Genomic DNA, 25,638 nt, shown 5'->3' with positions numbered 1-25,638 from the left:
ACCGTGTTTATTTACTATTTTGTTTGTAACGTTCTTCTGCTTCTACAATTTTATTTTTACCATCGGTAATTAACTGCTGCCCTTTTTTGATGGCCGACTCACCTTCTTCTTGAGCGCTTTTACCGCGTTTGATCAGCTCGTTACCTTCTTCAATCTCTTCTTCCGCTTCTTCCCAAGCCTCAGCCAATTTTTCTAGTCTACTAACCATGTCATTGGCGGCTTTACTAGTGTTAAGGTTGTTTGCACTGAGCGCGAGCGTTTTGAATGCTTGGCGGTTTACTTGTAAATCTGTGTTGCCATTGGCGAATAACTTCTCGCCCTTACGGCTATAGTCTTTGCCCTTTGCAACTAACTTTTTGCCTTCTTTAAGCAAGTCTTCACCTTCACGCGTGTCTTTTTTGCCTTGTTCCCACATTTTTGAGATAGCAATTTGCGATTCACCTTCGGCTAAAATCCGTTCGCCAAAAGTGGGCGCCTTCGTGGCACAACCAGTCAGACTCACTAAACCCGTCAGTAAAATCATTGTTGCGATAGTCTTCATAACATCAACCTCTTAAATTTTTTATTCATACTGTCATACCGTTTTACAAGCTATCTTTAGTTTTATTGCACTGCCAATGGGGGCGCCATTATCTGGCTAAGCTGTATCCGTACGCTAGGTTTGGTGTGCAGTGTTCAGAAACCTTTGCCTCACTAAAATATGCTGTTATGCCTTACTGTTATTATGAGCTATTCTCAAGAATAATGCTGCGTTGGGCGTTAAATAATATTTTTGTGAGTAACCGATGAGCGAAGAAGGGCTGACCCTACGCTGCAAACATTCGCTATCGTCAGGCTGTGCATTAAGAGCGCTTGAGTGGCTCATTTATTTTAAGTTGGCTTGATGCTGTCTTTAATGATCTGCACGTCGTCAGCGTGCAGTAAAGCTTGCTCAGCGCGAGTGAACGCACGCTGGCTATGATAAACGGCCGCCTCACGGTTTGCCGCTGAGCCCAGTAATGACAATGATTGTAAGCCCTTTTGTAGGCGAATTGACACCTCGAGGGTGCCGGCACCATCGCGCGCGATAGCGGTAAAGGCATCATCATACAGATCTCGCATCGTCAGCTCTGGCACGGCGACACGCGGAAAAATAATCTTAGCTTGTTGCTGCTCAGCGTCGGTGAGTGGCTTATTCCACAAGGCGATTAATCGCACTAAGGCACCAATGATATTGATGGCTGTACCGGGGTCATTAATTCCCGGTGACAGAGCTCGCCCAGCAATCTCCGATAACACGACTAAACCAAAGCGAGGATCATCGACAAATAGGCGCTCACGGCCAATTTGAAACGCCTTGGCAATGCAGTGGTCTTGTTCTTGGGCCTTTGCAGATAATTGATGCACATAAGCGAGTACGCGATTCGGTGCGGCAAAAGTACCCGGTAGTGCGGCTACTTCAACATGGACATTCATTTTGTCTGCCCACTCTTGAATGGCAGACATATCAATATGTTGCACATAGCCAATCTCGTTTGCAAAAACGGGGTGGCCTTGGCTGGCGTCAACTGAAGCGGGGATACCACACAATGTTGGGAAGATGCGGCGGCGCTCTAAAGCCGCGGCGGTGGCCAATTCCACTTTTTCGATAGTAGAGCCCAGCCGCCCCAGTCGGGCAATCCGATCAACCCAGCGGACAAAGACAGTGATCACCAAACCAAATACGAATACGGTCAGAGCAAACAAAATAAATAAGCCTGCTTTGTCAAAAAAGCTATTTTTTAGCGCCGCGATGGCCACCACACTAAAAATAAAAGCGCCAACAAAAGTTGATAATGCATTTTGTGAAACATCGTCGGCGACCATTAAACGAAATGCACGAGGCGTAGCCGAGTTACTGGCGGAGTTGTAGGCGGATAGCATCGAGGTGACCGAAAACGTTGCAATCACTAACATACTAGAGGCCATAATCGACAATAAGCTCTCCACCGAGTCGATGCTGATATGGGGCACCCATTTAATCAATGCTGTGCCATCGGCCAGTTTGGCGATAAAAACCGCCGCAATCGACAATAAACACACCGCTAAAGGTCGCACCCATAGCCGCTCGTGTAACTGATTAAGTAAAAAGCGTAAACGGTCAATCGATACTAAAGCGGCCATGTTTTTTCCTCTTTTCGGCTAAAGGGGGCTAGCGTGCAGCTAAACCTCGACTATTGCGGCTTTAGTTTGTCGGTGCAGCAATTAAGATTAAATCTTGCTGTGGCGCTGTTAAGAATTGTGCGCCTGCATCGGTAATCACCACCATTTCTTCTACAGAAATCGTTTTTGTTTGCTGTTGGGCGCTCCCTGGATAATACCAACTGTAAAAGCCGTCATAGGAAAAGGTCATGCCAGCGTCGAGTTGCCGCTCGGAAGCAATGCGCACGCCCAGATTCGGGCCAGTATCATGTGCGACATAGCCTACCGGATGGCCCGTGCTCCACATGACGGGCAGTGAGCCTGCTTTGGCCATCACTTCGAGTTGCGCTTGATGCACGCTGTTTCCTGTAACCCCCGGCTTCATTGCCGCAAATGCTGCTCTACCGCCTGCTAAGGCGCTATCCCAAGCATGTTGAATGGCTGCTGGCGCTTTATTTTCGCCGGGTTTGAGCACATAAGCAAAGCGCTGAATATCCGTCACCCAATGCTCGAACACACGAATACCAAAATCGATTTGAATAACATCGCCTGGTTGGATCACGCGAGGAGTGGCATGAGAGTGACCACGGTCTGGGCCTGAGTTAACCGCAGGGTTTTGATCTGATGCCCAAGCATCTTGCACACCGGCCTCTGCCATTTTTTGTTTTAAATAATTCGCAATATCTAGATCTGTGGTAACACCGGGGATAACGTGCTGATAAGCTTCATATTGCCAGTCTGATGTCAGGCGAGCTGCTTGTGCCATTATGGCCACTTCCGCCGGTAATTTACGAGCAAGCCAGTAATAAATGAGCGGCTCTGCGGCAACGAGAGTTAACTCACTGCCTTGCAGTGCTGCTGTCAGCGCTAAATATTGTGAGTGGCTTAAACCATCAGCTTGTGGGTTTTGACTAAAACTATTTACCGCCAATTCTCCACGAATGTTTTGTATTTTTAACCACGCTGCTGCTGCGGCAATGGCATCTTGTTGTTTTGCTACTTCAATCACTTCATTAAAGCGTTGTAGCTCTTTTAAGGCGGTCGCTTCACTGCTGGGTGAAAAAATACGCGACATCACCCCTGTTGGAGTGCGACTGAACAGCACCACCGCAGTACCGCCAGCGTTTTCACAGCCAACGTGTTTGGCGAGTGGATCGTTGTCATTTTCACGGCAAACAATGAACCAATGTGTTACGCCTGTGTGATCCATGGCTTTGGGCAATAAGGTTGCGATACGTTGTTGCAGAATATCAGGCCAAGGAGAGGGCCCGCTAAACGCTGGCTGCGTTAGGGATGGAGCCGCCTGTGGTGTTACGACGGGCGGTTCGGCAGGGCTATGAAAAGCAATAAACGCCAAGTTAAGCACGATTAGCGGCACTAGTGCGCGGGCTGTTTTCATTCGAGGTTATCCTTTTTGGTCTAAACGCTTAACAGCGCACAACCACTGTTTTGCCGATAAAGTCATGTAACGCGCGACGTTTGTGATTAAAGAGCATGGTGACGAACTCTGAAATACTCCACACTACAGCGAAAACAGCAAAACTCATAATTGCGACGGTTAAGGTTGAGCTAATCGTGCCACTGGTTACGATTGATAGCGCAACCGTAAGCAGCAAGCTGATATAGATAATGTTGAGCACCAAGTTTACTGATTCGCGACGCAGCGCTTGCTTTAACGAGATGGCCGACTCAGAGGCATGATCCAGCACTTTTACTTTGGTGATCATTTTGCCCAGCGTTTGACCAAAATAGCCATGCATCACTAGGGTATAAATTGATAACTGCAGACCGTTAAAGGCATGCAGTAACGTATTTTGGTTACTGTATTCAATCCCAAATAACAGGCTCTCGATATAGAGGATTAACGTAAACAGCAAACCATCGATAATCGCTGCACCAAAGCGCGGCCAAAAAGTGGCATATTTAGACACCGCTTTACTTGGCAAAGGTTCGATTGGTACTGAGGCTAACGATGCCATGGCTTTATGCTGATGTTGCTCGAGTAAATGTAAAACGGTGGCATAGCGATCGGGAAATTGCTCTTGGTCGATATATTTTTTGACCTCGAGCAATTCGTCATAAGAATAGCGGCTAAAATCGGGATTGAATTCCATTTGCGATAAATCCTGTTTACGTTTTGACTCGTTTTGCTGCCTTCAGCTTATTTAGCCAAGTTACCTGCTTCAAGGATCGGTAAGCCGGCTTCAGTAGGAATATAAATTCTTTCGCCTTTGCCATCCTGTAAGCCTTTGATCCAGATATACCGCAAATATTCTGTATTGCCTTTTAGCGACTCACCAATAATACGGTTGGACTCTGCAGCGGCTTTGGCTCGTTCAATATCGGCTAGGCCCTCGGCTTTGGCTCTCACCACCGCCGCTTTACCTTCGGCTTCTGCCAGCGTTACTCGGGCATTGGCTTGCATTAAGGCGGCCGTTTCTCGCGCTCGAGCTTCTTCAATTAAGATTTGTTTTGACCATTCGGCTTCTTTTAACGCAGCACGACCTTGCATCTCCATGCGATATAAGTTGTATTTAGGCCAGGCCCAAAACGACATAACAACAACGGCCACGCTAATCAACAAAAGCATAATCAATGAACCTACTGCGAGTGCTTGCCTGTTTTGATACATTAATAAATCCTTATTTTCAGAGCGGTTTTTGGGATGCGCTTTAGCTGAGCCGAAAAATAGCGTTGGTTTTGCTAATAATTATGTAGCATAAGTTAGTTTAATCTTTTACAAAGCACAACACCTGATTACCTTGGCATAGTGACCACACATCGATGTTAAAGCGCTAATGTCACAGATGATTTTTGATGCTGATCTTGCTGGATTACTATAGATTTTGCTCTGAGCGCACGGCTAACTCAGCATGACCATGCCATAACCGCAACAAGATGCAGTTAAACCGCTTATGACATCGATGATATTAGGCGATGACTTGGCAGGATTATTCCAGATATTTATCTGACCAAACAGCAAATTCATTGCCGCTAGGCTCAGTGAAATGAAAGCGGTGGCCACCAGGAAAGCTAAAAATAGGTTTAACTATACTGCCACCGGCTGCGCTAATCTTTTTTAGGGTTTGCTCAAGCTGTTCACTATAAAAGATCAGCAAGGCCGCGCCATGCTGCGTGTTCGAACAGAGGTCGGCTTGAAAAAAGCCCCCATCTAATCCCTGATCGCTAAAAGCAGTGTACTGGGGCCCATAATCGACAAAGCTCCAATTAAAAACCTGTTGAAAAAACAGCTTTGTCGCCGCTAAATCAACGGCGGGCAATTCAACATAGTGTAACTTTTCATGCTGCATTATTAACTCCGGTCTCTGAGTGTGGTCCGATCTGTCTCTGAGTAAGGTCAGACCTGTCTCAGAGTCTGGTTAAAGCCGTGTCTGAGTATGGTCTGGCCAAAGAATTTAACCTTGGGCTAGGTTTTGTTAACGCTGGATTGAAATGCGTTTGATTTCAGCAATCGCGATCCGCTCATCAGTTTTTTTAGTTTTTAAATACAGCCAGTAATCATCAAATTTAGTCACCACGCCAGACACCGCATACTCGTTCCACTGGGTACAATTTAAAAATACCTTCACTGTCTTGCCGGGTAATTCATTAAACATCGTTGCTCCTACACATGTTTAGTTTGCACTTAGCTAGCGCATATAAAGCTCGGCTAACTGGCTAATTAAGCTATCCGCAGTCTGTCAGTGTGGCTTAATCCTTCGCTGTTCGTGGCCAGACCAGTGTCTGAGTGTGGTACAACCAGTCTCTGAGTGCGGTCTGACCAGTGTCTGAGTGCGGTCGGATGAGTTAGGTTAAACGCTAGGGTTATTTGGCGTCTTGAGCCAGCCATTCGTTAAATAGCGCGAAGCCCTGTTCGGTGACGGGGATGGCGATATTGGTCAGTAGAACCAAGCCTTTTTCGGTTTTTAGGTCAAAAATCACTAAGCTGAAGAAACCGGCTGTTTGGCCGTTATGCCAAAGCCACTGTTGCTCGGTCAGCATCCAGCCTGGCGTCATGGCAGGTTGATCGGTGGTGGGTAGTGTGGTTAGCCATTGTTGCAGTGCCGTATCTTTGGCGTGGTGTTGAAAAATATGGCGCAGCATAGTGGCCATATCTTCAATGGAAGCGACGACCGCGCCAGCGCCGGCTAAGCTATCGAATTGCCAATTGGGCACGGTGTCGGCACTGATCGCATAGCCGCTCGCAAGGTCTTTAAAGCTTTGCTTGCCGGTTTGCACCCCCGCCGTTTTCATGCCTAATGGCTGCAATACTTGCTGCTGCATCACGCTGGCATAAGGCATCTTTGCTTGCTGCTCTGCCAAAAAGCCCAGTAAGCCATAACCAAAATTGGAATAGCCAAAGGCTTTTTCAGCAAACTCGGTGTTTGCGAGCGCGGCTTTTAGAGCCGCTTCATCATAATGGGCGTAAGGGTTGCTCAAATCATCTAGCGGTAAATTGGCGGGTAACCGGGGCAAACCACTGCGATGGGTCAGTAATTCTGCCAGGGTATAATGATGTGCTGCGAGCTCGGGTAGGGGGCTTTGCTGAGCCAGCGGGGTGTCTAGCTGCCACTTGCCTTGTTGCAGTTGTTTGATAATAGCCAATGCCGTTAAAGGTTTGCTAATAGAGCCGATCTCAAACAGTGTGTTTTGACTCACCGCTTGTTGCTTTGCCACATTGGCTTGCCCATGCAGCTGATAGCGTACTGTTTGGCCATCCACCCAAGCGATGGCCACGCCGTGCTGACCAAATTCAGCACTCAGCCATTCACTCATCTTACTTAGCGTTGGTGTTAGCGGCTGAGTTACCGGCTTTTTTTTTAGGATAAGCGGTATAGCTTGGCCTTGTACAAAGCTTCCTTGCCACGCGTCATCTTGCCAAGTGCCCTGATAGCTGGCATTAATCATGGATGACCCAAAGCGCAATTGCTGCTCACTAATACTGAATTGATCAACTGGAATACCATAACTTTGCTGTTTAGGGCTGTCGAGGGTGACATGATAACCGTTGGTAATTACCGCGATATTTAACACTAAAGGCAAACTGGCGTTAGCATTGATTTGCAACTCACCGAACAGCTGTTGTTCATGTACCAGCCGTGCTTCGTCGCTTTTCGTCAAGCGGCTTAAGGTTAGTGGCATTGGCCGACCTTGGGTAAAGGTCCCGCTGAGGGTTTCACCGTCAAATTTGCCAGTGAAAGCTGCTTTTAAGGCATCGACGGTAAAGTTTAAGGTATTGTCTTGTATGGTCATACTGCTAACGGCAATGTCGTTCGAATATTGATTAGGACTGCGTAGTAATAGCTGATAGCCTTCAGTGCTGGATTGTATTTGCAGTGCCAAGGTCAGGCCGCTGTTTGGTGATGTGGCTAGCACACCACGCCAATGGCCACTGATATCGGCTGCATTCACATTCAGGTTAAGTGCTAAGCTGCTAATAAGCATAAGTAAAGATTTCATCTGATGTATTCCTTTTACACACAGTGAACAGTATAGACAGGGATGACGTTTTGTGTAAAAGCCCCGACCTACCATGCATTATTGGCAAATCGGGGCTGGTAAGCTGCTTAATTACCGCCTAATTTATCTAGTAAGCGGTTACGCAGTTTGTCTTGGATGGAACCCATCTTGGCATTTAACAGCTCTTCTAACTTGCCTTCCAGCGCTTTAGTATCGCCTTCTTGCTGTTGCAATAAACTGAGCCATTCTTGTTGCCCGGCTAATTGTTGTTGTAAGCGGCTATCTAAATCACTGCGCAGTTTCGTTTGCAGAGCCGCTACTTTTTGCTTAGCTTCACCCAGCAAGGCATCACCTAACATCCGATCTAATGACGAGCGAATAGTCACGTCAGGTTTAGAAATTAAGCCTTCGGCTAACACATCCAGTGGGATCTGACCTTGCTGGTTTAACAGCGACACCAGCTGATCTAAATAGCGGTTGCCGGTTTTATCAAAGTTAGCGTTTTTCAATAGCACTTTGGCTTGTTGTTTCAGTTGGTCATCGACCAGTTTCAGCGAGCCGGTGGCACTAAATAACCCGGCCAAGATGGTCATAGCGGTTTTATCGTTGCCTAGCGTCAGATTCTCTAAGGCCATATCATCAAGCTGCCAGCTAAGGTTGGTGATCATCTGCTCCAGAATCGCAAAGTCGCCATTGAGCTTCAGGCTATTCAGTTTAGGTAAACCCGATACATCGAGTTTAAAGCGAGTGGCCACATTATTAATGAGTTGATGCTGGGTGGTAATGTCTTGCATATTAATGGTGGTTTCGGTGCCGGCCAGTAATAAATGCAGCTTAGCTTGTTTTACCCAAAAATCCGGATAGGGCTGATTCAGATCCAAAGGTTTGGCTGGCGTTGCATCGCCTTCTTGTTGTAAATAGGGTTTGGCCAGTTGATACAAAGCTTCGAGCTTTTGTATCTCACGGGCCCACACATCACCCAGCAAGATTTGGAAGATCGGTGCCAAACCGCCGTCTTGAATATTCGCCAGTTGTTTTAGTTGCTGCCAATCTTGCTCAGCCGCACTGCGCACCGCTTTTACTGCATCGCTCAGCTGGTCACGGCTTTGGCCAAAACTTTGCTGTAGGGTGCGTAGTTTTTCGCGCTCGGCCTTTAATTGTTGCTGTAAGCTGCTCAGTTGCTGGGTTTTTGTAGCTAAATCTGCGGCATCACTGATCTTGCTGTCGGTTAGTGCTTTAATTTTAGCTTGAAACTCTTCTAACTGTTGCTGGGTAGGCAGTTGCTGCCGTAACTCGGTAAACTTTTGGCGTTGGCCGCTGATTAACTCTTTGAGTTGCTGCCCTTGTTGCAGCGTTTGTAAATTGGCGCGCGCTAAAATCGACTCAGCAGTAGGCACTTCCACTTGCAACAACGACGCTAAATCCAGCGCATTGTCGTTCGGTGGCGGCACTCGATACACTTTGCCGGGTTGCTGACGCGCACTGCCATAGGCTAACTCGTTCACTTCTAATTCTTCTACCACGTAAAAACCTTTTAAGGCAGGCCAGGGATCAATGCGGGCAAAGGCTTGCTTAAAACTGACGCTGTTATAAGCCGGTTTAGCGGGATCGGTGAGTTGTACACCATTGATTTGTAACGATACCGGCATGAGGCGTAACGACACGCTGTCGACATTGGCTTCTGCACCGGTGGCTTCTTCAAGTTGGTCAATCAGTACGCTTTTAATGATGGTGTTAGCCAGTAACCAGCCAATCACCAGAAGGGTGATCAGACTGACTGGAATAAGCCAAAGTAGTTTTTTCATCAGGAAATCCTTATCTGCAACAAAGAGGCGAGTTCACCCCTACAGTGTAAGGTAAAACGCTGTTTGCTTCATCTTTTTGCAAAATAACCGGGTTTAGCCTTGCGACAGGTAACAGCTGGTTGCGATAAAGCAGGCTGTTCCAAAGCGCCTCAGCGTTTATGCTAAAGCATAAGTCAGTATTTGTAGGATTGATCTGTTATGCGCATATTATGTCTGTCGTTAAGTATGGTGTTGTTAGGCTGTCAACCGGCGGTAAAAGAGCAGCCGGTGACCTTAAGCTCGCCCGCGTGGACCGATGCCCGTGCCGCCCAGCAAGGTTTGGCCGCGGGCACCTTTACCAGTGAACAATTAGTGCAACATTATCTGGAACAAATTGCGGCGCACAATCTGCAAGGCTATGAGCTGCGCGCTATCGTCGATGTTAATACTGAGGCCCTTGCGCAAGCAAAATTGTTGGATGAAGAGCGGGCGCAAGGCAAAACGCGTTCACCGTTGCACGGCTTGCCGGTAGTGTTAAAAGCCAATATTGCTACCGCCGACCAGTTACCGACTACCGCTGGCGCCTTAGCATTAAAAGATCACCTCACGGCCAAAGATGCCGAGCTGGTTAAGCAACTGCGAGCAGCCGGTGCGGTGATCCTTGCCAAAAGTAACTTATCAGAATGGGCGAACTTTCGTGGTGAAGACTCGTCCAGCGGTTGGTCAGCGTTAGGCGGGCAAACCCGTAATCCACATGTATTAACCCATACCCCTTGTGGTTCGAGTTCAGGCTCAGGTGTGGCGGTGGCCGCTGATCTGAGCTTGCTGGCTGTGGGCACCGAAACAGACGGTTCTATTATGTGCCCTTCGTCTATCAACGGCATTGTGGGTATTAAACCGACCCGTGGCGCGGTATCGGGTGAAGGCATTATTCCAATTGCTGCGGCGCAAGATATTGCTGGGCCGATGGCGCGCAAAGTTTATGATGCGGCGTTATTACTTGAAGCGATGCTGACTTCTGAAGGGCGGGCAAAATTACCTGCGTCTTTAACCGCGGCGGCATTACAGCCTGCAACCAGTGGCAAAGTATTATTAGTGCGTGCTTATGACAGTCGTAACCCGGCGTTACCAGCTATTTTAGATAAAACGGCGGCAGTGCTAACGGCGGCGGGTATTGAAGTGGTCACTACCGACCAGTGGCAATTACCCTCAGCATTATATCAAGCGGAATTAGCCGTATTAGTGTATGAATTTCGCCGTGATTTACAGCAGTGGTTGACCGATTACGCCGCGCCTGAGGCCGTTAATACAGTACAAAAAATTGTCGACTTCAATAACGCGCAGGGCGAAACAGCTTTGGCGTTTTATGGTCAAGAATACCTTGAGCAAGCCGCTGCCACCGACTTAACCGCCCAAGCCGAAGCCTATCAGCAGGCGTTAACTCGTAGCCGTGCACTGGCAGAAGCCGCATTAAATACGTATTTAAATGAAGGCTACAGCGCGATAATTATGCCTTCTTATGGCCCAGCTTGGCCGATTGATCATGTGAATGGCGACAGTTTTAATTTTGGCACTTCTACCGCTGCTGCGGTAGCAGGCTACCCATCGATTACCTTACCGGGGGGTTATGATGGTGTGTTACCACTGGGCTTAAGCGTGGTCGGTTTACCCTGGTCTGAGCCCGAGCTATTGCGCGTAGCGGCATTGTTAGAGCAGCAGTTATCAGCTTATCGGCGTCCGGGTTTTGTAGCAAGTTTACCCAGCAATGCTGAGCCTGCAGCAGAATCAGAGTAATGTTAAGCGCTTAACTTACCGTGCAATTAAGGCGGCGAAGTTTGCAGCTTGCTAAGGAGTGGCTTAGGCTATACGCAGTCTTGCTGTTTCACCCACGCCATTCTTCACGGTAAGGAGCTCAAACGATGTCAACTTCTGCTTTGCAGCGCATACACATTCCGATCACCGGCCTGACTTGCGCCGGTTGTGTGCGCCGTGCGACTTCGGCGCTGACTAGCGTTAATGGTGTCAGTGAGGTCAGTGTTAATTTAGCCACGGCCAGTGCGGAGTTTAGCCTCAGCGATAACACGCTATTACCGACAGTGACCAGCGCTTTGCAACAAGCCGGTTATCCTACCCGACTCGAACAGATCGAACTGCAAATTGCTAATATGCACTGCGCTTCCTGTGTCAGTAAAATTGAAAAAAGTGTGTTAGCGCTGCCCGGTGTGCTTAAGGCCACGGTCAATCTCGCCTCAAACACGCTACAGCTGACGCGTATTGCTGGGCTGGCGGGTGATCGCGCATTACTTAAGGCGATTGCTGCTGCGGGTTATCAAGGCAAGGTGCAAAGTGCAGAAAACACCGATCTCGCGCAAGAGCAGCAACAAGCACAACAACGCTTAAGCCGACAATTCTGGTTAGCGCTGCTGCTAAGTTTACCGGTGTTTGTGTTAGAAATGGGCAGCCACCTGTTGCCGGGGTTAGCGCAGTGGCTACAACACGTTTTACCTTCGCCTTATAACGGCCTGCTGCAATTTGTGTTAACCAGCGTGGTGCTACTTGGCCCGGGGCGGCACTTCTTTACTACGGGGATCCCCAATTTATGGCGACTGTCGCCAGATATGAACTCGTTAGTCGCGCTTGGTACCTTAGCGGCGTGGAGCTATTCTAGTGTCGTGTTATTCCTGCCCGCACTGCTGCCTGTTGGCAGTCAGCATCTGTACTTTGAATCTGCGGTGGTCATCGTAACGTTAATCTTGCTGGGTCGCTGGTTAGAAGGGCGTGCACGTGGACAGACGGGGGCCGCTATCCAGCGTTTACTTGGACTACAAGTCAAAACCGTACGGATAAAAAGGGATGATGACTTTCAGGATCTGCCTATTAATGAATTGCAAACCGAGATGCAATTTCTGGTTCGACCGGGAGAGCGGATTGCGGCTGATGCCGAGGTAGTGTCAGGGGAATCTTGGGTTGACGAAGCCATGTTAAGTGGTGAGCCTATGCCTGTTGCCAAAGCGGCTGGCGCCAAGGTGACGGCCGGTACCGTAAATGGTGAGCAAGGCAGTTTAATCTGCCGCGCTACCGCCGTAGGTGAGCAAACGGTATTGGCGCAAATTGTGCGCTTAGTGCAACAGGCACAAAGTAGTCGGTTACCCATTCAAGCTTTGGTGGATAAGGTAACAGCCGTGTTTGTGCCAGTGGTCTTAGCCATTGCCTTACTGACAGCGCTGCTCTGGCTTTGGTTGGGTAGCGAGCAGGCCGTCAGTTTTGCGTTGGTGAATGCGGTGGCGGTGCTGATTATTGCCTGCCCCTGTGCCATGGGGTTGGCCACGCCAGTCTCGATTATGGTGGGTACCGGGCGCGCAGCGGAGCTGGGTATCTTATTTCGGCAAGGTGATGCGCTGCAGCAACTGCAACAAATTAAGCTGGTGGCTTTTGATAAAACCGGCACCTTGACCGCCGGTAAAATGCAGTTAACAGACGTACACTGCGCCGATGGCGTTACTAAAGAACAAGTGTTGGCGTTGGTGGCAGGCGTGGAGCAACATGCGGAACATCCGTTGGCACAGGCCTTATTAGCGGCCGCTAAGCACGCGAAAGTACAGCCGCTTGCCGCGACCGAGTTTAAGGCACTCACCGGGTTTGGGGTCAGTGCGCAAATCGAGGCACAGCCGGTATTACTTGGCAGTGCCGCCTTGTTGGATAAACAACAGATCAGCGTTAGCCGCTTTGAGCAGCAAGCCACTGCTTGTCGTGCCGCCGGCAAAACGGTGATTTATCTGGCCTATAATGGCCAATTATTCGCGTTACTGGCCATCGCCGATCAATTGCGCGCAGACAGTAAAGATGCGGTTCGGCAACTTCAACAAGCAGGTTTGCGGGTGGTGATGGTCAGTGGTGATAATCAGCACACCGCCAATGCGGTGGCCGCCGAGTTAGGTATTACCGATGTGCGAGCTGAAGTACTACCGGCCGATAAACAAGCGGTAGTGCAAGCGTTGCAACGTGAGTTCGGTAAGGTCGCTTTTGTGGGCGATGGCATTAACGATGCCCCCGCGCTAGCGGCAGCCGATGTCGGCATTGCCATTGGTAGCGGCACCGATATTGCGATTGACGCTGCCGATGTGGTGTTACAACGCAGTGAAGTTAAGGCGGTGTATCGGGCGTTAGGTTTAAGCCGCGCAGTGATGCGCAATATTAAACAAAACTTATTCTGGGCGTTTGCGTATAACATCGTACTGATCCCGGTTGCAGCGGGTTTATTGTACCCCGTCGCCGGTATTTTATTGGCGCCCGGTTTAGCCGCAGCCGCCATGGCCATGTCTAGCGTGTTTGTACTGACCAATGCGTTGCGCTTGCGGCGATTTCGCTAATTTTTGACAGTGGATGGCAGAGAGAGTATCTTTAACAGGCGTATTTACGCCAAATAATTTCAACAGGAAGTGTCATGTTAAGCACCTTGGTTCAACGCCAAAAACTCTGGACTGTGCCGCTGCTCGTCAGCTTGGCATTTTCCTGGTGCTTAATGCTGTGTCAAAATGTGGCGCAGGCAGCCACGGTGACTTCTGCTGCCATGGAGCAAACCACACCGCCTTGTCATAGTGCAGTTAACCGTGACGATGCAGCAGAAATGCCGCTGTTATCAATTCAACCGCTATCAAGTCAACAACACTGCGCGGGTTGCGATAATCAAGCCGCCAGCGCTGAGCCAGTGCAGCTGGCTTTTTCGGCAATATTCATTACTTGGCAAAAATTGCCAGCCGTCGAGTTTTTACCTACGGCTATCCCAGCCAGTCAATTACATACGCCCCCGCCGAAACCACGGTTGCCGTTGTATTTATCGAACAATCAATTACGTATTTAACCCTTTTCTGAGTTGCTTCTTTGCTAATGTTCGCATTGGCTCCAGCTATTTTCAGTAAGGGTTTTATTATGTTGCCATCTTCTTCACTCGCGTCATTATTGTTTTCTGTCAAATTGCCTTTGTTGGCACTGCCGTTATGTTTACTGCCGCTGTCTGCTATAGCGCAGCAACAAGCTGATCCGCATGCCGGGCATGCGCACAGTCAAATGCAGTCGACGGTTGCCGATCCTTTAGCGGCTTTACAGCCAGACAGTCAGGTGTACACCTGCTCGATGCATCCACAAATTCGTTTAACTGATCCTAATGCGCGTTGCCCAATTTGTGGTATGGCGTTGATCCCGGTGCCGCAAGAAGATATGGCAAAAGATGAAACTGCTACTGCGGCAGTGCTGCGTTTAAGCCCTCGTGCCGCCGCCTTACTGCAAACACAAGTGCAACCGGTGCGGCTCAGTAAGGCTGAAGTAAAGCTTAACTTACCCGGTAGCTTAGCGGCCGATCAAAGCCGTATTCAAACTATTAGTGCCTGGAGTAGTGGCCGTATTGAACAAGCCTATGTGAATCGCACCGCGCAGACGGTGCGTGCTGGCGAGCCGATGCTGGAAATTTTCAGCCCTGATCTTATCGTCATCCAGCAAGAATTGTTGCAAGCCAAGCAGCTGAGTGCTAGCCGCGGCAGCTTGCCGGCCGGTACAACGCTAGATAGCGCACGCCGTCGTTTACGTTTGTTAGGTGTACCTGCCACGCAAATTGAGCAGATCCTTAATCGTGAACAGTTACAAGATACCGTCACCATCAGTGCGCCAGTCAGTGGCATTATTACCGATAAATGGGTTAATCAAGGTGCCTATGTCAGTACCGGTCAACCGCTATTTACTGTAATGGCTTTAGATCAGTTATGGCTTGAGTTAGAGGTGTTTGAACAACAACTGGCTTTGTTGCAGCCAGGTTTAGCCTTAGAGGTCAGTTTGCCTGCTTTTGCCGGTGAAAGCTTTAGCGCCAGTATTGAGCTGATTGAGCCGATGTTAAATAGCAGCAGCCGCACCGCCCGGGTGCGCGCACTGCTGCCTAATGCCAGTGGCCGGTTCCAACCGGGGATGCTGGCGCAGGCCAGCGTTACCATACCTCTTGCAGATACCTTGTTAATACCCGCCAGTGCCGTGCTTTTTACGGGTAAGCAATCCTTGGTGTATGTGCAAACTGCTGCCGAGCAACCACATTTTACTCCGCGGCAAATTACCTTAGGCCAGCGCGTTGGTGAGCAATATCAGGTATTAGCGGGGCTTAATGAAGGCGAGTTAGTGGTAACCCAAGGCGCCTTTCGTTTAGACAGTGAGCTGCAAATTCGCGGTTTAGCCAGCATGCTAAACCCCACCGCCACCGGGGGTGCCCCGATGGTACACCAACACGGTTCGAGCAGCACTTCAAGCACCAGTGCAAGTAATAGTGTCAGCCATGCCGATCATAGCATGATGGAGCGCCCAGAGGGTGGCGCAACCGTTACACCAGTAAAGCCCAGCTCAGCTTTTGTGTTAAGTGATGAGCAACAAGCCCCGTTATTGGCCGCTTATCAGCAGCTATATCTCGGTTTAATCAGTGACGATCTTAGCGCATGGCGCCAAGGCACGCTGGCAATGCAACAAGCGGTCGCGGGCATTGCGTGGCTGGATCGTTTTCCGGGGCTATTAATGGCACTTAAGGCCGGTGAGGGCGAGCTTGAGCAAGTAACGGATCTAGAGAGTGCTCGCGCCTTATTCTATCGGCATAATATCGGTTTATTACGTTTTGCCGAGCTAGGGGTATTCGCCCAAGGCTGGTATGAAGCCTATTGCCCAATGGCGCGCGATGGTGAAGGTGCTAGCTGGTTGCAGCCGACTGAGCAGTTACAAAACCCGTACTTTGGCCCGATGATGCTGAAGTGTGGTGATGTACTGCGCCAGTTTACTGAGGGGGCATAAGGATGTCTGAGGTAAATAATGGCTTTGGCCGTGTGCTGGCCGTGCTGATGCGGCAAAAATTAGTGGTGATGCTGCTGGCATCGCTGTTGTTAGTGGCGGGTATTGGTGTGGCGCCTTTTGCCTGGCAACACGGTATACCACTTAAACCGGTAACGGTGGATGCCATCCCTAATTTGGGTGAAAACCAACAGATCGTTTTTGCGGATTGGGCTGGGCGTTCGCCACAAGATGTCGAAGATCAAGTCACTTACCCGCTCAGTGCTGCGCTAATGGGCGTGCCAGGGGTGAAGGATGTGCGCTCACTGTCGATGTTCGGCTTTAGCAGTATTGCGCTGATTTTTGACGAAGATATCGAGTTTTACTGGGCACGTTCGCGTATTTTAGAAAAGCTGGCTAGCCTACCTGAAGAGACGTTACCCAGTGGTGTGCAGCCCGCGTTAGGCCCTGATGCCACTGGGCTAGGCCAGGTGTTCTGGTACACGTTAGAAGGACAAGACCCGCAGGGGAAAACCACCGGTGGTTGGACCTTGGCTGAGCTACGCTCAGTGCAGGATTGGTATTTACGCAGCGGCTTGTTAACCGCTGAAGGTATCAGCGAAGTCGCGGCCATTGGTGGTTATCAGCGCGAATATCAAATAGAAGTCGATGCCAATTTACTGCGTTTGTATCAAGTTAGTTTAGAGCAAGTCACGGCGGCGGTGATGGCATCGAATCTGGACGTAAGTGCGGGCAGTCGCGAAATTAATGGTGTTGAGTACCTGATCCGCGGTCAGGGCTTTATTAAAAACCTGGCGGATCTTGAACAAGCGGTGGTGCGACTGGGGCCGAATAATACGCCCATTCGGGTGCAAGACGTGGCCAGCGTGAATGTTGGCCCTGCCGCGCGGCGCGGTGCTTTGGATGTGGCCGGTGCCGAAGCGGTAGGCGCCGTCGTGACGGTGCGTGAAGGCTATAACCCACGGCAAGCGATTGCTCACTTACGCCAGCGCATGCAAGAGTTAGCGCCAGGCATGCCGGCCAAAGCGGTGATTGACTGGGCAAAGACTAGCCAGGTTGAAGTTGAACGCTTTGCCAGCGCCCAATCACTGCCAGATTATCAACTGCAACCTAACGCCTGGCGCGACTGGCTGCGCGCGCAACCGCAAGCCGATTGGCCCACTTGGCTCACGCTAAGTCAGGTCAGCATAGTGCCGTTTTATGATCGTTCGTTATTAATTGATGAAACCGTCGGCACCTTAGAAAGCGCCCTCAGTTTACAATTATTATTAACCACCATTGTGGTGCTGGCGCTGCTGTGGCAAGTGCGGGCCGCCTTGGCGATCAGTTTATTACTGCCGGCCACGGTACTCTGTACCTTTTTGCTGATGCGGCTGTTTCAGGTGGAAGCCAATATCGTCGCCTTGGCCGGTATCGCCATTGCCATCGGCACTATTGTCGATTTAGGCATTATTTTTACAGAAAATTTTCTGCGCCAGCGTCAAGACAAACCGGCGCTGTCAGTGTTACAGGCAATTTTGCAGGCCGGGCAAGAGGTAGGCCCAGCCATTCTGACGGCCATTAGCACCACGGTGATCAGTTTCTTACCGGTATTTGCCATGACCGGGGCCGAGGGCAAATTGTTTGGGCCTTTGGCCTATACCAAAACCTTTGTATTACTTTGTGCTGTGCTCCTTGCAGTGACGGTATTACCGGTGCTGCTGTATTTGTTGTTCGCGCCTACTACCCAAGGGTTACGTACTACCTTGCATGGTTTAGCAAAGCGCCTACCCGCACCACTGTTGGCTTGGACGGCTTTCTTGCCCAACGCTTTACTACCGCGGTTAAAGCATGTGCTGGTGATCATCCTGCTCATTACCGCCTTGGTGTTGCTGTCGCAATTGTGGTTACCGTTAGGCCCTGCCGCCGGTTTTTGGCATAACTTACTGTTGGTCAGTACGCTGTTGCTGCTGATTTTAGGCGGCTTTTGGTTGTTTCAGCGCGCCTACTTGCCGTTATTAGCGCTGTGTTTACGTTTTAAAGCACTGTTTATCGTTTTACCACTGTTGGTGGTGCTAACGGGGTTAAGTGTCTGGCTGGGGGCAGATCGGGTGATCCCGGGTGTGCAAGCCGAAAGTAGCTTAGCCAAGCGTTTTCCGGGCTTGGGGCGTGAGTTTATGCCGGCACTGGATGAAGGCGCTTTTCTGTTTATGCCCTCGTTAATGCCGCACACCTCAATCAGTGAAGCCTTAGCCGTACTGCAACAGCAAGACAAAGCCATTGCGGCTATTCCTGAAGTTAAATCGGTCGTGGGCAAAATTGGCCGGGCAGACACAGCGCTAGATCCGGCTCCACTGGGCATGATTGAAACGCTGATCCAGTATCACAGTGAATATCGCACTGATGCGCAAGGACGTCGGCAATTTTTCCGCTTTGATAGTAGCAGCCAGCAATTTGCTCGTGATGCGAATGGCGAGTTGATTGCTGATCCGCGTGGCCGACCTTATCGGCAATGGCGTGAGCATATAACGTCGCCAGATGATATTTGGCAAGAAATTGTGCAAGCGGCGCAACTACCCGGTGTGACTTCTGCGCCGAAACTGCAGCCGATTGAAACGCGCTTACTGATGTTACAAACCGGCATGCGGGCGGCGATGGGCATTAAATTGCAAGCGCCCGATTTGGCTACATTAGAGCAAATGGCGCTGCAATTTGAAGCCATACTTCGCCAAGCGCCAGGCATAGCACCGTTAACGGTGAATGCCGAACGGGTGGTCGGCCAGCCTTATTTAAGTATTGTGCCGGATCGGCAAGCGATTGCCCGACATGGCTTGTCGATGCAACAGGTGCAGCAAAGTATCAGCACGGCGCTGGGGGGCATGGAAGCGGGGCGCACGGTAGAAGGGCGCGAACGTTACCCGATCCGCGTGCGTTATCAGCGTGAGCAACGCGATACCGTGGAGGCGATCAACCAGGTGCTGATTAGCACGCCTGCGGGCTATCAGGTGCCACTCAGTCAACTGGCCGAACTGCGCTATGAGCGCGGCCCACAAATGATCCGCTCGGAGAACAGCTTTTTAACTGCTTATATTACTTTTGGTGCGCACCCCGGTTTAGCTGAAGTAGAAGCCGTGGCTCAGGTAGAAGCGCATTTGATGCAATTGCTAAACGAGGGCGAGTTAATTTTGCCTGCCGGTGTAAGTTACCAGTTTGCCGGCAGTTACCAGCAACAACAAAGTGCGGCGGCCACTTTAATGTGGCTGGTGCCCTTAGCCTTAATTTTGATCTTTATGTTGCTGTATCTGCAGTTCCAACAAGTCAGTACTGCCTTGATGATTTTTAGCAGCATTGCCATTGCTTGGGCCGGCGGCTTTATTGCCTTAGATGCCTTTGCTCAGCCTGATTTTCTCAACGTTAGCTGGTTTGGTGCCAATTTACGTGAGCTGTTTAACCTGCAAGCGTATAACTTGAGTATCGCCGTATGGGTCGGCTTTTTAGCGTTATTTGGTATCGCGGTCGATGACGGCATCGTAATGGCGACCTATTTAAAGCAGCAATTTGCCGAACATCAACCCCGCTCGCAAGCAGCGGTACGCGAATTGGTATTAGCCGCGGCCGCCAAGCGCATCGGCCCTTGCTTAATGACCTCCGCCACTACCATCTTAGCGTTATTACCGGTGCTCAGTGCCAGTGGCCGCGGCGCCGATCTGATGATCCCGATGGCCGTGCCCACCGTCGGCGGCATGTTTTTTGTACTACTGAGTATCTTTTTAATTCCGGTACTGTACTCCGCACGCGAGGAATGGCGCTTAGCGCTTAAGTAACCACTTAAGCTTAAGGGCGCATTGCGCCCTTAACTTTTATGCAGGTTTGTGCTGTTAGCAAGGTTACTAGAGCTGTGTTAACTAACATAAAGCCTCACTGATGGCTGGTTTAAATTTTAGTAAACCTATAGTTATTGATTGATAAAAAGCGTTATCATTTGGCCCTTAGCATATATAAGGGACTAGCATGCGTCATTTTATCGTATTTCTTTTTTTAGCGCTCTTAGCGGGCTGCGGCGGTGGTGGCAGTGATAGCAATACTGGCAGTGGCACAGGCTCAGGCGGCAATAACACTGGCAGTAACAGCTTAACCATTACCGCGGATAACGCGCTTTATCTCGCTGCTATAACCAGCTTAAGCAATGATACCCTGACAAGTTTTGCGCAACTGGCCGTGTTGGCGCATGACGAACTGAACAATAAACCCAGAGCGTTGGCGTTAACCCGCCCGGTGTTTTGTCAAAACGGCTCCCAGGCAAGTGCATTAGTAAAACAAACGGTATCTGATACGTATTATTTGGGCGCGAATCAGCGCTTTAATATTGTCTTTAACCAATGCCAGCTTCCACAGTTATCGGCATTAGTGAATGGTGAGTTAGAGGTAGAGATTAGCACGGTCACCCTTGATGGCTATTCTTTAGAGATATCGGCAGCGCAGTATAGGCTTATTGGCCGTAACCTGCGTTTAACAGATGAAGAAGGCTCTATTCAGGTAGCTTTGGATGTTAATAGCCGTTATAGCGCTAACCAGCAACAGTATACACATGCGCTAACACCCGCCTTAGGCAGTAATCTAACGCTTACTCTTCCCGACAACAAACGGGAACAGTTTAGTGGTTTTAATACCCAACTTATCCTAAGTAATCAAACAGGCCGCTATCAGCTGTCAACCCAAGGTAGAATGCAAAGCGAGACGCTAGCAGGAACTGTAGCCGTTAGCACGATATCGCCGCTTACCGGCCGCTTACAACGTTTACCCAATGGTGGCGAGTGGCTGTTTCAAGGAAGCGGCAATAGCACTTTGCGCTTGTCTGCGCTTTCTAGTGAGCCCGGCAAAGTAGCCAAGGTTTCTTTACCTGCCTTAGCGGTAGAAGGTGAAATAGACTGGCTTGACCTTAGCACGGGTGCTGCTTGGCAAAAAACGGGGTTAGCGAAAAACTATACTTGGCGAGAGCAGCGCGATTTTGTCAACCTGGAGCAAGAATGGCAAGTTACCGGGCAAAGCGTTGTGGCTGAGCTTTTGCCTGAGCAACCGTTATATTTGCATTTTAGTAATGATGTACACAGTTTAGGCGGTTACGGCAGCACGCTGACACTGATCGCGGTAGATGAAAACAACAATACGTTGTTCGGTATTCCGGCCATTGAGGTAGAGATTAGCTTGCAAGGTACCATTGTAAAGTTGCAACCACTAAGTGCCATGTTAGCCGGTTTTCGCTACCGTTTAGGCAGTATGTTTGGCCGCAATGAGGCCAGTAGCAACCTTGCCAGCACGCCTTATTTCTTTGCGACATTAAAAGAAGAATTAGCGGCCACCTTAAATGTAGACACGGTATTGTTTCGCTCAGGTCAAACCGTAGATATAACGCCCAGCATCCAATCTTTGCTAGGGCAAGCTTCAGTAACGTGGCAAACCGATAACACTGTTGTAGCGAAGCGTGCCCTAGCAGATCAAGGTATCAGTTTAACGTTTGCCACGGCACCTGCGGGCGGGTTTTTGCGCGGTAGCTTAACGTTGCAGCTTAGTAATGCCAGAGGCAATCAACTTTTGCTTGAGCGCCCTTATGTGGTGATAGATGAGCAGTTAGAGAATTACTTTTTTAACAGCGTTGAGCCCTTGTCAGGTGTCGGTGTGGCCAGTGCCTTGTTAGCGCCAATCAATGCCAATCAGGATATAGGCAATGACACAGGAATTTACACCGGTGTATCGGGTTTTTATACCGACACGCCGGGCGATACTGCGCAAAGCAAGCATTGGTCACTTTGGTTAAGAACCGGTGGTGGCGGCATCCTGCAGCCGGGTACTTACACCTCGGGTGCTGAAAGCGACTTTGCTGCACCGCACATCATGGTGAATGTAGAAAAGCGCACTTGTGATACGGAGTCAGCGACCTTTACTGTAGAACAAGCACAATACGACGCTGACAATATTTTTGTCACAGCGCTGCGCGCCAATTACGACTTGGTATGCACTAGTAACGGGCAACGTTATAAGTATCAGGGGCAAATTCGTTATCAACGTCGCTTTTAAGTGAGCCACTTGCTGAGTTTATAAAGAAGTACAGAGTAAAAAGGGCGCGGTTAGCGCCCTTTTATAGTAAACAAGAATCTATTTAATGACTTTAGATGCCTAACGAATAACTGATGGTAAATTATCCTGCTGCGCATTAATTAGTTTCGTTAATATTTTTTCTATTTTTCCTTCGGGATCTATTTGTTCAAATTTCATGGCATAAGTACAACTATCAATCGGTACCATTCCAAACAGAGCTCTCAACGTGCGAAGTTTATGCATATATGGATAATTGTGCGTGAGTGATTCGCAAAATTTCCCGTTGTTTTCTACTAATAAGGCTTTGGCCTCATCTGTTTTTCCTTGCTGAAAATATAGTTCAGACGTTAGTAAAATAAGGTTTAATTTGCCTTGAATATGATTGGGTGAATAGCCTTTTTGATGATATTCAGTAAGCTGCTGCTGCGCTTCCTTTAAGCGATCGAACTCAATAAAGGCTTGGATCTGATAGCGTTTAGTTCTTTCAATGTAAGTGTCATGTAAATGTGTTTCAGGCAGTTGTTCTAGCTCGTTGAGTAGCTGTGTTAAAACATCAAATACTGATTCTGATTTTGATTGAATTAGGCTAGGTAGCATAGCCATCTTAGTTGTAAAGTATTTAGAATACAGAGGCTTGCCATTTTTTTGTTGGAAACTTAGTGCAAATTGACACGTTTCTAGTGATGGCAGTCCTGCAATTTGGTAATTGTGGCATTGGTCAAAAACATAAAATCCTTTAATGCGTTGGCCACTATTAAAAATAGCGTTGTTAATGTTGATTCTAGAAAAGTTAAATGCTTCACCCATTTGTCCATAAATTTTTAATATAGTTGATAGTAAATCATAAGAAAGCTCACCAAAGCGGGGATCCGCTAATTCGCTCATTTTTTCTAGCAACTTAGGATAACGCTTGGCCTCTTTAAATTCGCTCGAGTGCAAAAGGTCTAAGTAACTATAAAATTGAATCAGTGGTGTTAGGCGTTCACGTTCAATTCTTTCACTGTCAATTAGTCTAATTTGGTTATCATAAAAAATTTTAGCGTAGTCTTTAAAAGGGTGATGTCCTGATATTGTCGCGACGAGTTCTTTAAAGTCCTTTTCGGAGTTTTCCCATTCTATTGAACCATATTCATAAAGATCATTTTCAATTTGTGCCTTACTGGCAAGCACGGTGAGCTTTAAAACAATCGAGGTGTTGGGTTGTTTTGCTAAGGCCCATGCTTCATTAAGAAGTGCTTTAATGTTTACACCACTTTGTTTATAAGTCGATTCACGCACGGCTAACAGCTTTAAATGCACTTCAGCATCTAAGCTTAAGTTATCTAAGCCACCTGCAGATGCTAATAAGTCCCTTATTTTTAATTTGAAAGGCGTTAGCATGGCATCCGCTACGTAGATTTCCCACTCCAATAGCTTTTGATAAGTGGGTTCGGATAAATCCACTTGTGATTTCAGCCCATCAATTATGTAATTTAATCCTGAGATTGTGTCTTCATAACGAATTTGATGGACATGCATTTCGACTAGCATCTTTTGTGCTACTAAATGGTAAGGCAGCAATGATGCTTTATTTTGGGTTAGCTCAAACAATTTTTGAGCATAAGACGCCATGGTGTAGTAGTCACCAAGTACAAGTTGTGCTTCTGCCAACGCCAGTAACAGTTTTGCAGCTTGCCGTTCTGGTAAGCGTGTAAGGTCAAGTTTTGTGATGGCGCTGATAATCTGCCGCTGTCGATCTAATTCATTCCCTGTCACAATCCGAACTTGGCTAAGTAAGTTTTGCGCGACTTCTAGATTGGCGGCAGCCTGCAATTTTTGTATTTGCAACTCTTGATGTGACTGCCAAGCTATAGCAAAAGCAGTTAACGAAAGTATTATTGTAACAATAGCAAAGCCAACAGCTAATCTATGCCGGTATAAAAATAATCTTAGATGATAACGCTTTCTGCTAACCGCAGACACAGGACGAAAAGCAAGATATAACTCGAGGTCTTTTATCATGTCAGACATGCTGCGATAACGCTCAGTCGGATTCTTGGCACAGGCTTTATCTGTGACAGCAGAAAGCACACTATTAGTATCTTGGCCCAATACGAAGCCGAGTAATTTCCCCGCGCTATAAACATCACTGGCCGTGGTTAAATGTTCCCCACTAATTTGCTCAGGGCTTGCATAGTCTAGCGATAATCCTCTGATATAAGCTTGCATCTTTGCATCGGAAGTGGCACCTAATAACCTAGCAACACCAAAATCTAACAAGTAGGGTTTGCCTGAGTCATCTATCATCACATTCTGCGGTTTTAAGTCTGCATGTAATAGTTGCCTAGAATGCGCATGGAGCAGCGCATAAAATATTTGTAACAATAGTTTTAACTTAGCTTTTTTGTTAAGCGAGCGCTGTAACAAATAGTGGTTTAAGGTTTGTCCTTGTACACGTTGCATCACTAAGTACATGTAACCATCTTCTGTTCTACCAGCATCATAGACGGAGACAATATTATCGTGCGACAACGATGCAAGAGCCTGTGCTTCAAAGTTAAGCCTTGCACCATCAGTAGCTAAGTATTGTGAAAATATTTTCACTGCAACATCTTGTTCAAACTCACCATCGGTTCGAACACCTGCAAAAACTGAACTCATTCCCCCAGCGCCAATCAGTGAGGTGAGTTTAAAAACGCCAAGTTGTTTACCAATAAAATCAGTGGCAGGAATAGCTTCTGCAGATACGCTAAAACCCATATTAAAGATGGCTGTTACATCAGGCGCAGTTATTGCCAATAAGCGACGTAAGTGTTCAGCAAGACAGCTATCATCGATATGCTTTGATATGTATGCTTCTCTGTCTGCTTCAGAAAGTGAGCTTATGGCATGATAATGTTGTATCAGTTGTTGGTTTTGCAGCGTATCAAGCAAAAGTGAGTGCCAAATGTTGTTTTACAAATAGTAAATCTTTTTCAACGGAGGATAGGCTTATCGACATCATCTCAGCAATTTCGGCATTAGGAACTTTGCAAGCATACTTCAACAGAAACACGGCTACTTGACGATCGAAAGAGCCCTTTAAATCTTCTAAATGTGATTGCATATCAATCAACTTATCTAAAAGTAGTTGTTCGTCCTTCGTCGTTTCTTCAACTTGTATAAAGTCTCTTTTCAGCGCTCGCTGTTTTCTGGTGTGATCGATTAGGATCGTATAAATAACTTGGGCAAAAGTTTTAAAAAAAGTAAGCGTCCGGCGATCACAGGTTAGCGCTCTGATTTAAGTGTCCACTTAATTTTAGTGGACACTTAGTGTCTTAAATCGCGTCACCTGACTGTTTAGATAGATCGATATTCCAAGGTAACA

17 protein-coding genes are annotated in these 25,638 nt (G+C 48.3%); 6 read left to right on the top strand and 11 right to left on the bottom strand.

What is annotated here, in order from left to right:
• Positions 1-7 precede the first annotated feature (7 nt).
• From L1N97_RS13415 to L1N97_RS13375, 9 genes are all read right to left on the bottom strand, one after another.
• Positions 8-541, bottom strand: a complete 534-nt coding sequence (locus tag L1N97_RS13415) for a hypothetical protein (protein ID WP_236130138.1) — start codon at positions 539-541, stop codon at positions 8-10.
• Between the two features lie 329 nt (positions 542-870).
• The gene (locus tag L1N97_RS13410) at positions 871-2,142 is read right to left on the bottom strand and encodes a DUF2254 domain-containing protein (RefSeq protein WP_236130137.1); all 1,272 of its coding nucleotides are present in this window, start codon (positions 2,140-2,142) and stop codon (positions 871-873) included.
• A 61-nt stretch (positions 2,143-2,203) separates the two neighbouring features.
• Positions 2,204-3,559 (bottom strand): M24 family metallopeptidase, encoded by a 1,356-nt coding sequence (locus L1N97_RS13405; RefSeq protein WP_236130136.1) that lies wholly within the window; start codon positions 3,557-3,559, stop codon positions 2,204-2,206.
• A gap of 28 nt (positions 3,560-3,587) precedes the next feature.
• Positions 3,588-4,274: an RDD family protein gene (locus tag L1N97_RS13400; RefSeq protein ID WP_229587246.1), complete on the bottom strand. Its 687-nt coding sequence runs from the start codon at positions 4,272-4,274 to the stop codon at positions 3,588-3,590.
• Between the two features lie 47 nt (positions 4,275-4,321).
• Entirely contained in the window at positions 4,322-4,792 is a 471-nt protein-coding gene (locus tag L1N97_RS13395) for a hypothetical protein (protein ID WP_229587248.1), read from the bottom strand.
• A gap of 319 nt (positions 4,793-5,111) precedes the next feature.
• A complete protein-coding gene (locus tag L1N97_RS13390; protein WP_236130135.1) occupies positions 5,112-5,471 on the bottom strand; it encodes a VOC family protein in 360 nt (119 codons plus the stop codon).
• A 126-nt stretch (positions 5,472-5,597) separates the two neighbouring features.
• Positions 5,598-5,777: a hypothetical protein gene (locus L1N97_RS13385; protein ID WP_229587258.1), complete on the bottom strand. Its 180-nt coding sequence runs from the start codon at positions 5,775-5,777 to the stop codon at positions 5,598-5,600.
• Between the two features lie 208 nt (positions 5,778-5,985).
• Positions 5,986-7,620, bottom strand: a complete 1,635-nt coding sequence (locus L1N97_RS13380) for a serine hydrolase domain-containing protein (protein WP_236130134.1) — start codon at positions 7,618-7,620, stop codon at positions 5,986-5,988.
• 107 nt (positions 7,621-7,727) lie between these two features.
• Positions 7,728-9,425, bottom strand: a complete 1,698-nt coding sequence (locus L1N97_RS13375) for a TIGR03545 family protein (RefSeq protein ID WP_236130133.1) — start codon at positions 9,423-9,425, stop codon at positions 7,728-7,730.
• A gap of 198 nt (positions 9,426-9,623) precedes the next feature.
• On the opposite strand from L1N97_RS13375, the gene L1N97_RS13370 reads away from it, so the two are divergent.
• The 6 genes from L1N97_RS13370 to L1N97_RS13345 all read left to right on the top strand — a co-directional run bounded on the left by L1N97_RS13370 (position 9,624) and on the right by L1N97_RS13345 (position 22,271).
• Positions 9,624-11,198, top strand: coding sequence for an amidase (locus tag L1N97_RS13370; protein WP_236130132.1), 1,575 nt, complete (start codon positions 9,624-9,626; stop codon positions 11,196-11,198).
• Between the two features lie 125 nt (positions 11,199-11,323).
• A complete protein-coding gene (locus L1N97_RS13365) occupies positions 11,324-13,774 on the top strand; it encodes a heavy metal translocating P-type ATPase (RefSeq protein ID WP_236130131.1) in 2,451 nt (816 codons plus the stop codon).
• 74 nt (positions 13,775-13,848) lie between these two features.
• Positions 13,849-14,265 (top strand): hypothetical protein, encoded by a 417-nt coding sequence (locus tag L1N97_RS13360; RefSeq protein ID WP_236130130.1) that lies wholly within the window; start codon positions 13,849-13,851, stop codon positions 14,263-14,265.
• A gap of 68 nt (positions 14,266-14,333) precedes the next feature.
• Positions 14,334-16,220, top strand: a complete 1,887-nt coding sequence (locus L1N97_RS13355; RefSeq protein ID WP_236130129.1) for an efflux RND transporter periplasmic adaptor subunit — start codon at positions 14,334-14,336, stop codon at positions 16,218-16,220.
• Between the two features lie 2 nt (positions 16,221-16,222).
• Complete coding sequence (locus tag L1N97_RS13350; protein ID WP_236130128.1) at positions 16,223-20,020, top strand: efflux RND transporter permease subunit; 3,798 nt, start codon at positions 16,223-16,225, stop codon at positions 20,018-20,020.
• A gap of 187 nt (positions 20,021-20,207) precedes the next feature.
• Positions 20,208-22,271: a hypothetical protein gene (locus tag L1N97_RS13345; protein WP_236130127.1), complete on the top strand. Its 2,064-nt coding sequence runs from the start codon at positions 20,208-20,210 to the stop codon at positions 22,269-22,271.
• 99 nt (positions 22,272-22,370) lie between these two features.
• Here L1N97_RS13345 and L1N97_RS13340 read toward each other — a convergent pair whose 3' ends face one another.
• Both L1N97_RS13340 and L1N97_RS17090 read right to left on the bottom strand, forming a co-directional pair.
• A complete protein-coding gene (locus tag L1N97_RS13340; RefSeq protein ID WP_236130126.1) occupies positions 22,371-25,205 on the bottom strand; it encodes a serine/threonine protein kinase in 2,835 nt (944 codons plus the stop codon).
• Complete coding sequence (locus L1N97_RS17090) at positions 25,198-25,551, bottom strand: ECF-type sigma factor (protein WP_442967248.1); 354 nt, start codon at positions 25,549-25,551, stop codon at positions 25,198-25,200. The genes L1N97_RS13340 and L1N97_RS17090 overlap by 8 nt, the downstream gene beginning before the upstream one ends.
• Between the last annotated feature and the right edge of the window lie 87 nt (positions 25,552-25,638).

Origin of the sequence: Rheinheimera sp. UJ63 (assembly GCF_021568285.1) — a bacterium.
Taxonomy (GTDB): Bacteria; Pseudomonadota; Gammaproteobacteria; order Enterobacterales; family Alteromonadaceae; genus Alishewanella; species Alishewanella maricola.
Note: the sequence above shows the minus strand (reverse complement) of the source record. Positions and strands in the feature narration are given on the sequence as shown.

What these genes read in the sequence shown, in the direction of transcription:
- L1N97_RS13415 (WP_236130138.1), bottom strand. Translation starts at nt 541, where the DNA reads ATGAAGACTATCGCAACAATGATTTTACTGACGGGTTTAGTGAGTCTG.
- L1N97_RS13410 (WP_236130137.1), bottom strand. Translation starts at nt 2,142, where the DNA reads ATGGCCGCTTTAGTATCGATTGACCGTTTACGCTTTTTACTTAATCAG.
- L1N97_RS13405 (WP_236130136.1), bottom strand. Translation starts at nt 3,559, where the DNA reads ATGAAAACAGCCCGCGCACTAGTGCCGCTAATCGTGCTTAACTTGGCG.
- L1N97_RS13400 (WP_229587246.1), bottom strand. Translation starts at nt 4,274, where the DNA reads ATGGAATTCAATCCCGATTTTAGCCGCTATTCTTATGACGAATTGCTC.
- L1N97_RS13395 (WP_229587248.1), bottom strand. Translation starts at nt 4,792, where the DNA reads ATGTATCAAAACAGGCAAGCACTCGCAGTAGGTTCATTGATTATGCTT.
- L1N97_RS13390 (WP_236130135.1), bottom strand. Translation starts at nt 5,471, where the DNA reads ATGCAGCATGAAAAGTTACACTATGTTGAATTGCCCGCCGTTGATTTA.
- L1N97_RS13385 (WP_229587258.1), bottom strand. Translation starts at nt 5,777, where the DNA reads ATGTTTAATGAATTACCCGGCAAGACAGTGAAGGTATTTTTAAATTGT.
- L1N97_RS13380 (WP_236130134.1), bottom strand. Translation starts at nt 7,620, where the DNA reads ATGAAATCTTTACTTATGCTTATTAGCAGCTTAGCACTTAACCTGAAT.
- L1N97_RS13375 (WP_236130133.1), bottom strand. Translation starts at nt 9,425, where the DNA reads ATGAAAAAACTACTTTGGCTTATTCCAGTCAGTCTGATCACCCTTCTG.
- L1N97_RS13370 (WP_236130132.1), top strand. Translation starts at nt 9,624, where the DNA reads ATGCGCATATTATGTCTGTCGTTAAGTATGGTGTTGTTAGGCTGTCAA.
- L1N97_RS13365 (WP_236130131.1), top strand. Translation starts at nt 11,324, where the DNA reads ATGTCAACTTCTGCTTTGCAGCGCATACACATTCCGATCACCGGCCTG.
- L1N97_RS13360 (WP_236130130.1), top strand. Translation starts at nt 13,849, where the DNA reads ATGTTAAGCACCTTGGTTCAACGCCAAAAACTCTGGACTGTGCCGCTG.
- L1N97_RS13355 (WP_236130129.1), top strand. Translation starts at nt 14,334, where the DNA reads ATGTTGCCATCTTCTTCACTCGCGTCATTATTGTTTTCTGTCAAATTG.
- L1N97_RS13350 (WP_236130128.1), top strand. Translation starts at nt 16,223, where the DNA reads ATGTCTGAGGTAAATAATGGCTTTGGCCGTGTGCTGGCCGTGCTGATG.
- L1N97_RS13345 (WP_236130127.1), top strand. Translation starts at nt 20,208, where the DNA reads ATGCGTCATTTTATCGTATTTCTTTTTTTAGCGCTCTTAGCGGGCTGC.